Genomic DNA, 16,531 nt, shown 5'->3' with positions numbered 1-16,531 from the left:
CGCACATACGACCGCCCCACCGCCTCCGGATCCGAGTCGTACAACGACTCCACATCCCAGCCACGATCCACCGGAAACCCGGTAATCCCATCCCCACCGCCAAGAACCAGATCCCACAAATCACCCGGCGAACGCACCTCACCCGGATAACGACAACTCATCCCGACGATCGCGATCGGCTCGACGAGGGTCTCCTCGGCGTCGCGCAGCAGCCGACGGGTCGTGTGCAGTTCGGCGGTGACCCGCTTGAGGTAGTCGCGGAGTTTCTGCTCAGTGGACATGCGGTTTCCTTAGGAGGCTTTGTGCGGTGGGCGGGTCAGAGCCCCAGCTCCGCGTCAATGAGGTCGAACAGGTCATCGTCGGAGGCGGCCTTGTCCAACTGCTCGGTCAAGGCGTCACCGGAGCCTTCGCCACCTTCGCCGTTCTCGGCGAGCCGTCCGAGCAGGGCCCGCAGGCGGGTGACCGCCTCGGTTCGCTCGCCCGCCTCCAGGGAGGCCCCGGCGAGGAAGGTCTCCAGCCGCCGCAGCTCACCGTCGAGGGCGAACGCGTCGTCCGTCTCACCGCCCGGCAGCACCTCGCCGAGATGCACGGCCAGGGCCCGAACGTTCGGGTAGTCGAAGAGCAAGGTCGCGGGCAACCGCAGGCCGGTCTCACCACCCAGGCGGTTACGGAACTCCACGACGGTCAGGGAGTCGAAGCCCGACTCCATGAATCCCCGTTCGGAGTCGACGGCGTCCACGGAACCATGGCCGAGCGCGGTCGCCATCTCCTGCCGTACGAGATCGAGTATCAGGGCCTCCCGGTCGGCGGGGGCGGCGGCGAGACGGGCGAGGAACCCGCCGCCCGTGCCGGCCCTTCGCACGGTCCGCACCAGGCCGCGCAGCATCGGCGGGAGTTGTCCGGCATCGGCGATGGCGCGGAGCGCGGGTGGGTCGATGGCCATCGGCACCAGCTGCGCCTCCTTGCCGACCGCCACGGCGTCGAGCAGTGCCAGGGCGTGGTCTTCGCGCAGGGGCCGCATACCGGACCGGGCGATGCGCTGCCGGTCACGGGCGTCCAGTGCGCCGCCGAGGCCTCGGTCGCTCGCCCACAGCCCCCACGCCAGGGAGACCGCGGGCAGGCCAAGGGCGTGCCGGTGCGCGGCGAGGGCATCGAGGAAGGCGTTGGCGGCTGCGTAGTTGGCCTGGCCCGGGTTGCCGAGGACGCCCGCGGCCGAGGAGAAGAGGACGAACGTCTGGGCCCCTGCGACGAGTTCGTGCAGGTTCCAGGCGGCGTCGGCCTTCGGCCGGAACACCGCGTCGAACCGTTCCGAGGTGAGAGCGGTGACGACACCGTCGTCGGTGACGCCGGCGGCATGCACGACGGCCGTCACCTGCTCGTCCTCGAGTACGGCGGCGAGGGATTCACGGTCGGCGACATCACACGCTGCGAACCGGACCTCCGCACCCGCGGCGGTCAGCTCGGCCGCCAGGTCGGTGGCGCCCGGGGCACCGTCTCCCCTGCGGCTGACGAGCAGAAGCCGGCGCGCGCCCTGGACGTGGACGGCATGCCGGGCGATGAGTGAGCCGAGCGCACCGGACGCACCGGTGATGAGAACGGTGCCCTCGCCCGTCCAACGGCCGTCCGTGCTCTCGGCCTCGTGCCGAACGAGCCTCGGTGTCAGAAGAGCGTCGCCCCTCACCAGAACCTGCGGTTCGCCCGTGGCGGCGGCCGCCGGGAGCCGGTCCCGGTCGGTCGCGTCGACCAGCACGATCCGGCCCGGATTCTCCGACTGGGCCGAGCGGACCAGACCCCAGACCGTGGCGGCTGCCAGGTCGGGCGTCTCGGCGTGCGCGCCATCGGTGTGCACGATCAGCCGGGTGTCCGAGAGGGTGTCGTCGGCCAGGTAACTCCGCAGCACGGAGAGCATCCGGTGTGCGGCATCGGCGGCATCCCGGGCGGAGAGGGCCTCGTGCCGACCGAACGGAACCACGACGGCAGCGGGCGGTGTGTCGCTCGCGACGGCCGTCAGATCGTGGTCGTCGTCACCGAGGAAGGTCCAGCCGCCGTGGTCCGCTGCGGCCGGTTCCTCGATCGAAATCCAGTGCACGGCGTACGAGGAGTCGTTGCGGAGCGAGCTCGTCGCCTGCGGCCGGGTGGCGGCACGCAGCGCGAGTGTCGCCGTCAGCACCGGGGCACCGGCCGGATCCGCGATGTCGATCGCGGCGGTCGCCGGTCCCGCGGGCGAGATACGGACCCTCAGGTGCGAGGCGCCCGTGGCGTGCAGCGTGACGTCCCGCCAGGAGAACGGCAGCAGAGGTCCTTCGGCACCGTCGGCAACGGGTCCCAGACCGATGCCGTGCAGGGCGGAGTCGAGGAGCGCGGGGTGCATTCCGTATGCCTCTGCCGCGCCGGGCAGCGCGACTTCGGCGAACACCTCGTCGTCACGACGCCAGGCCCGAGTGAGGCCCTGGAACAGCGGACCGTACTCGAGACCGACAGCCACCAGGTTGTCGTAGAGGCCCTCGACGGAGAGCTCCTCCGCTCCTTGTGGCGGCCAGGGAGCCGTACGTTCGCCGGAGGCCGACCCGGCCGGAGCGAGAGCGCCGGTCGCATGGCGGGTCCAGGGCTCGGACTCGGCGGCGTGTTCGGCCCTGGCGTGCACCGACACCGGGCGGACGCCGTCCGCTTCGGGTTCGACGGTGACCCGGAGCTGAAGTGCTCCCGAGTCGGGCACCAACAGCGGTGTCTCCAAGGTGAGTTCCTCGATACGCGGCGCGCCGACCTCGTCACCGGCGCGCAGCACCAACTCGACGAATGCGGTGCCCGGAAGGATCACGGTGTCCATCACCCGGTGCTCGGCGAGCCACGGCTGGGTGGCGAGCGAGACACGTCCCGAAAGCACCACCGTCGATGTCCCGGGTACGGCCACGACGGCTCCGAGGAGGGGATGCTCGGCGGCATCCAGTCCCGCACCGGTCACGTTGGAGGCGTCGGGGGCCGCGTGCAGCCAGTAGCGCTCGTGCTGGAAGGGGTAGGTCGGCAGGTCGGCAGGTCGGGCTCCGGCGTACTGGGTGGCCCAGTCGAGTTCGATGCCGGAGGTCCACAGGGCGGCCAGGGCAGTGACGAAGGTGTCGGTCTCGTCCTGGCCCTTGCGCAGGCACGGGGCCAGCACCGGCTCGTCGTCGCGGATGCCCGCGACCAGGGCGGACAGCACCGCATCCGGGCCCACCTCCACCCACGCGGAAGCGTCCGCCGCGTTCACGGCGTCGAGGAAGCGGACCGGTTCGCGGACCTGCTGGACCCAGTACTCCGCATCCGACCAACCCAGCCCACACGAGGCCGTGGCCTCGTACCGCAACGTCGGCTCGCCGAACTCCACCGACGCCAGCACGGCACGGAAGTCGTCCAGCATCGGCTCCATCAGCGCGGAGTGGAAAGCATGGCTGACGTTCAGACGCTTGCCGTCCAGACCCTCCAGCGCATCGAGAGGCCCTGACACCACAACCGACGCCGGGCCGTTGACCGCCGCGAGACCCACCCCGAGACGACCCTCGATCGCGGCGAGCGCGTCGCTCTCGCTCATCCGCAGGGCGACCATGCCGCCACCCTCGGGCAGCGCGTCCATCAGCCGGCCCCGCGCCGCCACCACCCGGCACGCATCTTGCAACGACCACACACCCGCCACATGCGCCGCAGCCAGCTCACCCACCGAATGACCGATCAGCACATCCGGCCGCACACCCCACGACTCCAGCAATCGGAACAACGCCACCTCAACCGCGAACAACGCAGCCTGCGCATGCACCGTCCGGTCCAACAGCTCATCGTCCCGCACCTCAAGACACGCAGCCACCTCGTCAAACGCGGCAGCGAACACCGGGAACCTCGTGTACAGCTCCCGGCCCATACCGATCCGCTGCGCACCCTGACCCGTGAACAACACGGCCAGACCACCGCCACGCACCACCCCACGCACATCCCCGCCCGGCCACACCACCGCACGGTGATCAAACCGAGAACGCGACACCAGCGAACGGGCAACGCCCGCGGCCGGAGCACCGACCCCAGCTAGCGACGCCACAGCCTCATCCAGCGCGTCCGACGACCGCGCCGAGACCGGCCACAGAGCCACCGGAACCTCAGAGGCCTCTTCAACAGGCTCCACAGGCGCCTGTTCCAGAATGACGTGGGCGTTGGTGCCGCTGATCCCGAAGGAGGAGACGCCCGCCCGGCGCGGGTGACCCGTCTCCGGCCACTCCACGGCCTCCGTCAGCAGCCGCACCTCACCCGAAGCCCAGTCCACATGCGGCGACGGCTCCTCCGCATGCAGCGTCTTCGGCAGCACACCATGCCGCATCGCCTCCACCATCTTGATGATCGAAGCAACACCCGCAGCCGCCTGCGTATGACCAATATTCGACTTCAACGACCCCAACCACAACGGACGTTCATCCGTCCGCTCCTGGCCGTAGGTGGCCAACAGCGCCTGCGCCTCGATCGGATCGCCCAACGACGTCCCCGTCCCATGCGCCTCCACCGCATCCACCTCAGCAGCCGACACACCGGCACTCGCCAACGCCTGCCGGATCACCCGCTGCTGCGACGGACCATTCGGAGCAGTCAGGCCGTTCGACGCGCCGTCCTGGTTGACCGCGCTGCCCCGGACCACCGCAAGCACCCGGTGACCGTTGCGACGCGCGTCCGACAGCCGCTCCAGCACCAGCATGCCCACGCCCTCACCCCAGCCCACACCATCGGCCGACGCACCGAACGCCTTGCACCGCCCATCCGGAGACAACCCCCGCTGACGACTGAACTCCACAAACGTCACCGGCGACGACATCACCGTCACGCCGCCGGCCAGCGCCAGGTCGCACTCACCCTGCCGCAACGCCTGCGCCGCCAGATGAACCGTCACCAACGACGACGAACACGCCGTGTCCACCGTCATCGCCGGACCCTCAAAACCAAACGTGTACGAGACCCGGCCCGACGCCACGCTGGTCGCGCTGCCGTTGCCCAGCAGGCCTTCGACCTCACGGGGCGGGACACCCAGGCGGGAGGCGAAGTCGTGGTACATGACACCGGCGTACACACCCGTCCGGCTGCCGCGAAGGTTCTGCGGGTCGATACCGGCGCTCTCGACGGCCTCCCAGGACGACTCCAGCAGCAGCCGCTGCTGCGGGTCCATCGCCAACGCCTCACGCGGCGCGATCCCGAAGAACGAGGCGTCGAACTCCGCCGCGTCGTGCAGGAACCCGCCTTCGTAGGTCACGACCTTCCCGGTCTCGTTCTGGTCCCGGTCGTAGAGGTTCTCCAGGTCCCAGCCACGGTTCGTGGGGAACTGCGAGATCCCGTCGCGGGCCTCGCTGATGAACTGCCACAGCTCGGCGGGATTCTGGACGCCGCCCGGGTACCGGCAGCTCATCCCGACGATCACCACCGGGTCGCCGTCGCGCGCGACGGCCGTCACCGAAGCGTGCTGCCGACGCGCGTCACCGGTGAGTTCCTCCAGCAGGTGCTCGGCGAGCGCGAGCGGCGTGGGGAAGTCGAAGACCAGGGTTGCGGGAAGCCGGGCACCGGTGGCGGCGTCCAGCCGATTGCGCAGCTCCAGGGCGGTCAGGGAGTCCGAACCCAGCTCGTGGAACGTCCGGTCGGCGGACACGGCGGCTGCCGAGGCGTGGCCGAGTGCGTGGGCGGTCTCCGCGCGGACGAGTTCCAGGACCGGATCGAACCGGTCGCCGGGCGCGAGCCGGGCGAGGGAGTCGGCGAGCGATCCGCTGGCCGGCGCGCTGCCCTGCGCCGCTGCCACTCGGGGTCCACGGCCGGGGAACAGTGCGCGCAGCAGCGGGGGCAGCGCGGCCGTCGAGGAGCCACCCGCCAGTGCCACTGCCAGCGCCGTCGCGTTCCCGGCGCCGACCGCGCGGTCGAGGAGTTCGAGTCCCTCGGCGACGGGCAGTGGCCGGAAGCCCGAACGAGCCATCCGTTCCAGGTGTGCGGTCTCGAGTTCGGCGGCCATGCCGGACTCCCACGGGCCCCAGGCGATGGACGTGGCCGGCAGGCCGAGGGCGTGACGGTGTTCGGCGAGACCGTCGAGGTAGGTGTTGGCGGCGGCGTAGGCGGCCTGGCCCGGGTTGCCGAAGACTCCCGCGGCGGACGAGAACAGCACGAACGCGCCGACGTCACCGCCGAACTCGTGCAGCCACCACGCCGCCTGCGCCTTCGGCGCCCAGACGCGTTCGAGCCGCTCCGCGGTGAGGTCGGCGAGGAGACCGTCGTCGGTGACACCAGACGCATGGAAGATCGCGGAGTAGGCGCGGCCGTCGAACAGCCCGGCCACCTGGTCCCGGTCGGTCATGTCGCACGTCACGGTCTCGACCGCGGCGCCCATCGCCGACAGCTCCGTCAGCAGTTCGGCCGCACCGGGGGCCTGCCGGCCTCGGCGGCTCGCCAGTGTCAGCGAGGTGACGCCGTGGCGCTCCACCAGGTGGCGAGCAACGGCTGCCCCGAGGTCACCGGTGCCACCGGTGATCAGTACGGGCCCCGTGCCGTAGGTCCCCTGCCGGGCCTCTTCGGGGGCCGCGCGACGCAGGCGTGGCAGGTGTACGACGCCGTCCCGGACGGCAAGCTGCGTCTCGCCGTCGACGAGCAGTACGTGTTCGTCGGTGTCGACCAGCACGAACCGACCGGGATGCTCGGACTGGGCGGAACGGACCAGCCCCCAGATGGCGGCCTGGTCGGGGTCGACCGTCTCGGTGTCGACCACCACGGCGCCACGGGTGACCAGGACCAGCGGCCCCGGGGTGTCGTTGTCGAGATGCTGTCGCAGCAGGGCGAGAACGTCAGTGACGGTCTGTCCAGTCACGTGTGCGAGCTGCTGCGGACGGACCTCCTCCGTATCGACGGCATTCCCGCCGGTCTCCCAGCGCAGGGTGAACAGCGACCCGGTAGGACGGGACACGGTGGCGGACCCCGACAGGGGTCGCAGGGCGAGCGCCCCGATGGAGGCGACCGGAGCACCTGCCGCGTCGGCCACGTCCAGGGCGACGGTCCGCTCGTCCAGCGGTGTGGCCCGGACCCGGAGGTGCGAGGCTCCGTAGGCAGCGAGTCGCACGCCGGACCAGGAGAACGGAAGTACTGGTTCGTCGGATTGCACAACGAAGGAAGTGGCATGCAGCGCCGCGTCGAGCAGGGCCGGGTGAAGCCCGAACCGAGAAGAGTCCCTGCTGTGCGGTTCGGGCAGGGCCACCTCGGCGTACACCGAGCCGTCACTGCGCCAGGCCGCGCGCAGCCCCTGGAACGCGGGGCCGTACCCGAAGCCGAGCCTTTCGAACTCGGTGTAGAAGGGGGTGACGTCGATCGGCTCCGCGCCGGAGGGCGGCCACTGGGTCAGCTCGGCAGTGCGCGGCCCCGGCCCGTCACTCAGCAGACCGGTGGCGTGGCGGGTCCACGGCTCGCTGTCGGCGGCCGAGTGGATCTCCAGGGTGCGGATGCCCTTGGCGTCGGCGCCGCCGACGACGATCTGGATCTGGAGCGCGCTGGTCAGGACGAGGGGGCTCTCCAGGGTGAGTTCTTCCAGAAGCCCGGCGCCGACCTCCTCTCCAGCACGCAGTGCCAGTTCCACGAAGGCCGTACCCGGCAGGATGGTCGTACCCGCCACCTGGTGGTCGGCGAGCCAGGGCTGGGAGGCCTGCGACAACCGCCCGGTGAGCACGACCGAGTCGGACCCGGCGATACGTACGACGGCGCCGAGCAGCGGGTGCTCGGCGGCCCCGAGCCCGGCGGACGTGACATCCCCGGCACCGAGAGCGGACGTCAGCCAGTAGCGCTGGCGTTGGAAGGGGTAGGTCGGCAGTTCCACACGCTGGGCGCCGGGGTACTGGGCGGCCCAGTCGAGTTCGATGCCGGACGTCCACAGGGTGGCCAGGGCAGTGACGAAGGTGTCGGTCTCGTCCTGGCCCTTGCGCAGGCACGGCGCCAGCACGGGAGCGTCGTCGCGGATGCCCGCGACCAGGGCAGACAGCACCGCATCCGGGCCCACCTCCACCCACGTGGAAGCGTCCGCCGCGTTCACGGCGTCCAGGAAGCGGACCGGCTCCCGCACCTGCTGGACCCAGTACTCCGCATCCGACCAACCCAGCCCACACAAGGCCGTGGCCTCGTACCGCATCGACGGCTCGCCGAACTCGACCGACGCCAGCACGGCACGGAAGTCGTCCAGCATCGGCTCCATCAACGTGGAGTGGAAAGCGTGACTGACGTTGAGACGCTTACCGTCCAAGCCCTCCAGCGCATCGAGAGGCCCTGACACCACAACCGACGCCGGGCCGTTGACCGCCGCGAGACCCACCCCGAGACGACCCTCGATCGCGGCGAGCGCGTCCGTCTCGCTCATCCGCAGGGCGACCATGCCACCACCCTCCGGCAGTGCGTCCATCAGCCGGCCCCGCGCCGCCACCACCCGGCAGGCGTCCTGCAACGACCACACACCCGCCACATGGGCGGCCGCCAGCTCACCCACCGAGTGACCGATCAGCACATCCGGCCGCACACCCCACGATTCGAGCAGCCGGAACAACGCCACCTCAACCGCGAACAAGGCGGCCTGGGCATGCACCGTCCGATCCAGCAGCTCGTCGTCGCGCACCTCAAGACACGCAGCCACCTCGTCAAACGCGGCAGCGAACACCGGGAACCTCGTGTACAGCTCCCGGCCCATGCCGATCCGCTGCGCACCCTGACCCGTGAACAACGCGGCCAGACCACCACCACGCACCGACCCACGCACGTCCCCGCCCGGCCACACCACCGCACGGTGATCAAACCGAGAACGCGACACCAGCGAGAACGCGACATCCACAGCCGGAGCATCCAACCGGCCAAGTCCGGCAACGAACTCCTGAACCGCCTCGGGGGACTTCGCCGACACCGGCCACAACACCACCGGCGCAGCCTCAGTCGGCTCCGCAACCGGCTCCTCCACAGGAGCCTGCTCCACGATCACATGCGCGTTCGTACCGCTGAATCCGAACGAGGAGACACCCGCGCGCCGCGGGCGACCCGTCTCCGGCCACTCCACGGCCTCCGTCAGCAGCCGCACCTCACCCGAGGCCCAGTCCACATGCGGCGACGGCTCGTCCACGTGCAGGGTCTTCGGCAGCACACCATGCCGCATCGCCTCCACCATCTTGATGATCGAAGCGACACCCGCAGCCGCCTGCGTATGACCAATGTTCGACTTCAACGAACCGAGCCACAGGGGGCGTTCCTCGGTGCGCTCCTGACCGTACGTCGCCAGCAGCGCCTGTGCCTCGATCGGGTCACCCAGCGTCGTGCCCGTCCCGTGCGCCTCGACAGCGTCCACGTCCGCGGCCGACAGACCCGCACTCGCCAACGCCTGCCGGATCACCCGCTGCTGCGACGGACCATTCGGAGCAGTCAAACCGTTCGACGCACCGTCCTGATTGACCGCACTCCCCCGCATCACCGCAAGCACCCGGTGCCCGTTGCGACGCGCGTCCGACAGCCGCTCCAGGACCAGCATGCCCACGCCCTCGCCCCAGCCCGTCCCGTCGGCACCGGCGGCGAACGCCTTCACGTGGCCGTCGGCGGCCAGACCCCGCTGGCGGCTGAACTCGACGAACGGAGCCGGGGAGTACATGACGGTGACGCCTCCGGCCAGCGCCAGATCACACTCCTCGCGGCGCAGTGACTGAGCCGCCAGGTGCAGGGCGACGAGCGACGACGAGCAGGCCGTGTCGACGGTTACCGCGGGCCCTTCCAGGCCGAGGACGTAGGAGACACGGCCCGACGCCACGCTCGCCGACTTGCCGGTGCCGACGTAGCCCTCGAGTTCGTCGGGGAGCGGATACACCCGTGACCCGTAGTCGTGGTACGTGATGCCGACGAAAACGCCCGTGCGGCTGCCGCGCAGGCCGAGCGGGTCGACGCCGGCGTCCTCCAGCGCCTCCCAGGAGGTCTCCAGCGTCAGTCGCTGCTGCGGGTCGGTGGCCAGGGCCTCGCGCGGCGAGATGCCGAAGAAGCCGGGATCGAACCGGGTGGCCTCGTCGAGGAACCCGCCCCGCATCACGTACGAGGTGCCGGAGACGTCGGGGTCGGGGTCGTACAGGGCGTCGAGGTCCCAGCCGCGGTCGGTGGGCATCTCGGTGATGCCGTCGGAGCCGTCCGCGACCAGGCGCCACAGGTCGCCCGCGGAGTGGACGCCGCCGGGGAAGCGGCAGCCCATGCCAACGATGGCGAGGGGCTCGCGCTCCCTGTCCTCCAGCGCACGGACCCGGCGTTGGGCCTCCCGGCTCTCGGCGATCGAGCGCTTGAGGTATTCGCGCAGCTGCGCGGCGTCCGCCATTGCGGTTACTCCTTCGGTCGTGCGTCGATCAGGTGAGGTCGCGGCCGCCGTCGACGAGCTGGAACAGCTCCTCGTCGGACGCGGTGTCCAGGTCGGTGTCCGTGTCCGACCAGACGGCGATCAGCGACTTGAGCCGGGCGGTGACGGCTTCGCGCGGTCGGTCGTCCTCGGGGAGGGCGGCGAGGGCGGCTTCGAGCCGGTCGATGTCGGCGAGCAGCCGCTCGGCCGGGGAGGTGTCGGGCACCCAGGTGAGCAGGTGCTCCACGGTCGCCGCGACCGAAGGGTGGTCGAAGACCACGGTGGCCGCGAGTTTGACGCCGGTCGCCGCCGTGAGCCGGTTGCGGAACTCGACTCCGGTGAGGGAGTCGAAGCCGAGGTCCTTGAAGGCCTTCTCGGCGTCCACGGTCTGGCCGTGGGGCAGGTCGAGGACGACCGCCGCCTGGGTCGCGACCAGGTCGGTGAGGAAGGCGGTGCGTTCGGCGGGCGGCATCGCGATGAGCTTGTCGAGGAACACCGTGGGGTCCGCGGTGACCACCGCGGCCGTGCGGCGGCCCGCGGTGCCCACGAGTTCGCGCAGCCGCGGCGGGACCAGGCCCGAGCGGGCCTGGGTACGCAGCACCGACAGGTCCATCGGGGCGGCCACGAGCTGTGGGTCGCGCAGGTGCGCGGCGGCGTCGAGCAGTTCGAGACCGTGGGTGGTGGTGAGCGGGATCATGCCGCCGCGCACCATCCTGGCGATGTCGATCTCGGTGAGCTGGGCGGTCATGGCGCTGTCCACCGACCACAGTGCCCAGGCGACGGATGTGGCGGGCAGCCCGAGGGCGGCGCGGTGGGCGGCGAGTGCGTCCAGGTAGGCGTTGGCGGCGGCGTAGTTGCCCTGGCCCGCGCCGCCGAAGACACCGGCGACCGACGAGAACAGGACGAACGCCCGCAGGTCCTGGCCGGCGGTCAGGTCGTGCAGGTTCCGGGCGGCGTCGGCCTTGGCCCGCATGACCGTGGCGATCCGCTCGGGGGTGAGTGCGCCGATGGCGCCGTCGTCGCTGACGCCGGCCGCGTGGACGATGGCGGTCAGGTTCCGGCCCTCCAACAGCCCGGCGGCCTGGGACCGGTCGCCGAGGTCGGCGGCCACCGTCTCGGCGTGCGCTCCCAACTCGGCCAGTTCGGCGACGAGTTCGGTGACGCCCGGAGCGGCAGGGCCCCGGCGGCTCACCAGGACGAACTCCCGAACGCCGTGCTGCCGCGCCAGGTGACGGGCGATCTCGGAGCCGAGCACGCCGGTCCCGCCGGTGATCAGCACCGGGCCGTCACCGTAGGGGCTCAGGGGCGGCACCCGGAGGACGACCTTGCCGATGTGGCGGGCCTGGGAGACGAACCGGAACGCCTCCCGCGCCCGGGACAACTCCCAGGTCCGGACGGGCAGCGGTTCCAGTGTTCCGGCCGTGAAGAGCGCGGTCAGCTCGGAGAGCATCTCGGCGATCCTGGCGGGTCCGGCCTCCATGAGGTCGAAGGCCTGGTAGGTGACGCCGGGATGGGACCGGTCCACCGCCGCCGCGTCCCGGACATCGGTCTTGCCCATCTCCAGGAACCGGCCACCCTCGCTCAGCAGCCCCAGCGACACGTCCACGAACTCACCGGCCAGCGAGTTCAGCACCACATCCACGCCACCGGACACCCCATCGGACGCCCCACCGAAGGCAGTGCCGAAGTCCACCGTCCGAGAACTGGCGATCCGCTCCTCCGGAACGCCCATCCCCCGCAGCACGTCCCACTTGCCTTCGGACGCGGTCGCATACACCTCCGCACCCAAATACCGGCAGATCTGCACCGCCGCCATCCCCACACCACCAGCCGCGGCATGGACCAACACCCGGTCCCCCACCCCGACCCCACCCAAATCACGCAACGCATACCAAGCCGTCAAAAACACAATCGGCACCGAAGCCGCCTGCTCCCACGACCACCCCTCAGGCACCCGGCAGAGAACGTCCGCGTCGCAGGTCGTCTGTGGGCCGAACGCCCCGGAGAACAGGCCCATGACGCGGTCACCGGTCCGCAGCCCGGCGACGTCGGGGCCGGTCTCGGTCACGACGCCGGCGCCCTCGCCGCCCATCACGACCTCGCCCGGGTACATGCCCAACGCGTTGAGTACGTCCCGGAAGTTGAGGCCCGCGGCACGCATCTCCACCCGTACCTGGCCGGGGGCCAGGGGCGCAGTCGCTTCCGGGGCGGCGACCAACTGGAGGTTGTCGAGCGAGCCCCGCGGTACGGCGTCCAGTCGCCAGTGGGGTTCGCCGTGCGGCGGGGTGAGCGCGCCGGCCGCTGCGGCCGTCAGACGGGGTGCCAGTGTGCGGCCCTCGCGTACCGCGACCTCGGTCTCTCCGGCGGCCAGGGCCGCCGCGATCACGGCGGGCGGGCAGGTGCCGTCCCGGTCCGCGTCGACCAGGAGGATTCGGCCGGGGTTCTCGGACTGGGCGGTGCGCACCAGGCCGGCCACCGCGCCGCCGCTCAGGTCTCCGATCGCGTCGTCGTGACCGGTCGACAGCGCGCGGCTCGTCACGATCACCAGATGGTCGTCCTCGGCCCGGTCTGCACCCAGCCACTCCTGGAGGGCGGCCAGTGCCCCGGCGACGGTGTCGACGGGTTCCCCGGGTCGGCTGTGGAAGACCGTGACGCCGTCCGGCAGTCGGGCCGCGCCGTCGACCGGTACCTCGGTCCAGCCGGTGCGCAGCAGGCCGCCGCCCTCGGTCTCGGAGCCGGTGCGGGAATCGGCGGCGGGTTCGGCGGCCATGGGGCGCAGGCTCAGGGCGTCGATGCGTGCGACGAGTCCGCCCGCGGAGTCGCAGATGGTGAAGGCCACTCCGTCGGCGGCCCGGGACAGCCGGACGTGTATCCGGGACGCGCCGACGGCGGCGAGCGTCACCCCGCGCCAGGAGAACGGCAGGAGTGCCGAACCGTCGTCGTCCGCGCCGGACAGCGCGCCGAAGCCGACCGCGTGCTGGGCGGCGTCCAGCAGGGCCGGGTGCAGCCCGAACCCCTCGACGTCCACGCCGTCGGGGAGCGCGACCTCCGCGTAGACGTCGTCGTCCAACAGCCAGACGGCGGTCAGGCCGCGGAAGATCGGCCCGTAGTCGAGGCCACGCGCGGCGAGTTCGTCGTACAGGTTCTCGATCGGTACGGCCCGGGCGCCCCCCGGCGGCCAGGTCGTGATGCCGGGCTCGGTGGACGCCTCGGGGGCGGTGACCGAGCCGGTGGCGTGCCGGGTCCAGGTGTCGGCGCCGTCGGGGCAGGAGTGCACCTCGACGCTTCGTACGCCGTCCCTGTCGGGCCCGACCACCACCTGGAGCGCTACTCCGCCGTGCTCGGGCACCACCAGCGGTGCCTCGAGGGTGAGTTCCTCGATCCGGCCGAAGCCGACCTCGTCACCGGCCCTGACGGCCATCTCGACGAAGGCCGTGCCGGGCATGAACAGGGACGTGCCCACCCGGTGGTCGGCCAGCCACGGCTGGGCGGTCAGCTTCGCCCTGCCGGTGAGGACGGCGGAGCCGTCCGCCGCCATCCGTACGACCGCGCCCAGCAGCGGGTGGCCGGTGGCGGTGAGTCCGGCCTCGGACACGTCTGCGGTGCCGGTGCCACCCGAGATCCAGTACCGCTCGTGCTGGAACGGGTAGGTCGGCAGGTCGACACGGCGGGCGCCGGCGTAGTAGGCCGCCCAGTCGACGGTGGCTCCGGACGTCCACAGGGTGGCCAGGGCGGTCACCAGGGTGTCGGTCTCCGAGCGTCCGGAGCGCAGGGCCGGGACGGGCGCCGGGCCGTCGTCGCGGACGGCCGCGATGAGGGGCGTCAGTACGGCGTCGGGGCCGACCTCCAGCCAGGTCGACACGTCCGACGCGGCGGCGTTCACGGCGTCCAGGAAGCGGACCGGCTCACGGACCTGCTGGACCCAGTACTCCGCATCCGACCAACCCAGCCCGCACGAGGCCGTGGCCTCGTACCGCATCGACGGCTCGCCGAACTCGACCGACGCCAGCACGGCACGGAAGTCGTCCAGCATCGGCTCCATCAGCGCGGAGTGGAAAGCGTGACTGACGTTGAGACGCTTGCCGTCCACACCCTCCAGAGAAGCGAGAGGACCAGAAACGACCACCGAAGAGGGGCCGTTGACCGCAGCGAGCCCGACACCCGGCCGACCCTCGATCGCGGCGAGCGCGTCCACCTCGCTCATCCGCAGGGCGACCATGCCACCACCCTCGGGCAGTGCGTCCATCAGCCGGCCACGCGCCGCCACCACCCGGCACGCATCCTCCAACGACCACACACCCGCCACATGCGCAGCCGCCAGCTCACCCACCGAATGACCGATCAGCACATCCGGCCGCACACCCCACGACTCCAGCAACCGGAACAACGCCACCTCAACCGCGAACAACGCAGCCTGCGCATGCACCGTCCGGTCCAGCAGCTCGTCGTCCCGCACCTCAAGACACGCAGCCACCTCGTCAAACGCGGCAGCGAACACCGGGAACTCCGCATACAGCTCCCGGCCCATACCCACCCGCTGCGCACCCTGCCCCGTGAACGCCATGCCGAGCCGTGCGGGCGCCGCCGCGACCCCGCGGACGTCGCCCGTCGGCCATACGACCGCCCGGTGGGTGAAGGCGGTGCGTGCCGTCAGGGAGAAGCCGATGTCCTCCCGGGAGGCGGGTACGGCCGCCAGCGCGCCGAGTGCGGCGTCCAGTGCCTCGGCCGACTTGGCGGACACGGGCCAGGGCGTCGCGGGCAGCTGGTGGTGCGCCGGGGACGACTGCGGCTCCGGTTCGGCGGCGGCGTCTTCCTCGGTCTCGGGTGCCTGTTCGAGGATGACGTGGGCGTTGGTGCCGCTGAATCCGAACGAGGAGACACCCGCGCGCCGCGGGCGACCTGTCTCCGGCCAGTCCACGGCCTCGGTCAGCAGCCGCACCTCACCCGAAGCCCAGTCCACGTGCGGCGACGGCTCCTCCGCATGCAGGGTCTTCGGCAGCACACCATGCCGCATCGCCTCCACCATCTTGATGACCCCGCCGACACCGGCAGCCGCCTGCGTGTGACCGATGTTCGACTTCAGCGACCCCAGCCACAACGGCTGCCCCTCGGCCCGCTCCTGGCCGTACGTCGCCAGCAGCGCCTGCGCCTCGATCGGGTCACCCAGCGACGTGCCCGTACCGTGCGCCTCCACCGCGTCGACCTCGGCGGACGACAGACCCGCGCTCGCCAAGGCCTGCCGGATCACCCGCTGCTGCGACGGACCGTTGGGGGCGGTCAGGCCGTTCGACGCGCCGTCCTGGTTGACCGCGCTGCCCCGCACCACCGCAAGCACCCGATGCCCGTTGCGACGCGCGTCGGACAGGCGCTCCAGCAGCAGGACACCCGCTCCCTCGCCCCAGCCGGTGCCGTCCGCGCCGGCGCCGAAGGCCTTGCAGCGGCCGTCGGGGGAGAGTCCGCGCTGCTGGCTGAAGTCGACGAAGACGCCCGGGGTCGTCATCAGCGCGACGCCGCCCGCCAGCGCGAGCGTGCACTCGCCCTTGCGCAGGGCCTGAGCCGCCAGGTGCAGCGCGACCAGGGAGGAGGAGCAGGCCGTGTCGACGGTCGCCGCGGGCCCCTCGAACCCGAAGGAGTACGAGATCCGCCCCGACACGACGCTCATCGCGTTGCCGGTGCCGACGTAGCCGTCCACACCGGGCGGCGGGCTGACCAGCTGGGAGGCGTAGTCGCTCCAGCTGGTGCCCATGAACACGCCGATCTGGGCGCCGTGCAGCGGTGTCGCGTCGATACCGGCGTGTTCGAAGGCCGCCCAGGACACTTCCAGGATCTGCCGCTGCTGCGGGTCCATCGCCAGCGCCTCGCGCGGCGAGATGCCGAAGAACGAGGCGTCGAACCCGAAGGCGTCGTCGATGAAGCCGCCTTCGCGGGAGTAGCTCTTGCCCGGGATGCCCGGCTCAGGGTCGTAGACGCCCTCGATGTCCCAGCCGCGGTCGTCGGGGAAGGCCGAGATCGCGTCGCCGCCCTCGCCGACGAGCCGCCACAGGTCGGCCGGCGAGTCGATGCCGCCGGCGTACCGGCAGGCGGTGCCGACGATGGCGATCGGCTCGTTCTCGCGGGCTTCGGACTCCTCCAAACCGCGGCGGGTCCTGCGCAGCTCGCCGGTCA

General features: G+C 71.4%; 2 protein-coding genes and 1 pseudogene. All 3 read right to left on the bottom strand.

The annotated features are described in order from the left end of the window. Positions 1-281: beta-ketoacyl synthase N-terminal-like domain-containing protein (locus ACZ7MF_RS32570; RefSeq protein WP_471481847.1), on the bottom strand; the 281-nt coding region annotated here is incomplete at its 3' end. A 35-nt stretch (positions 282-316) separates the two neighbouring features. Next, positions 317-10,267 carry an SDR family NAD(P)-dependent oxidoreductase gene (locus ACZ7MF_RS32565; protein WP_471481866.1) on the bottom strand — a complete coding sequence of 3,317 codons (9,951 nt, stop codon included), beginning with the start codon at positions 10,265-10,267 and terminating at the stop codon, positions 317-319. Between the two features lie 109 nt (positions 10,268-10,376). Then, a pseudogene (locus ACZ7MF_RS32560) lies at positions 10,377-16,478 on the bottom strand (type I polyketide synthase); the annotation flags it as partial. Positions 16,479-16,531 lie beyond the last annotated feature (53 nt).

It is taken from the genome of Streptomyces sp. NPDC111628 (assembly GCF_055635195.1).
The sequence above is the reverse complement of the archived record's forward strand: the minus strand, read 5'-3'. Positions and strand labels throughout refer to the sequence as shown.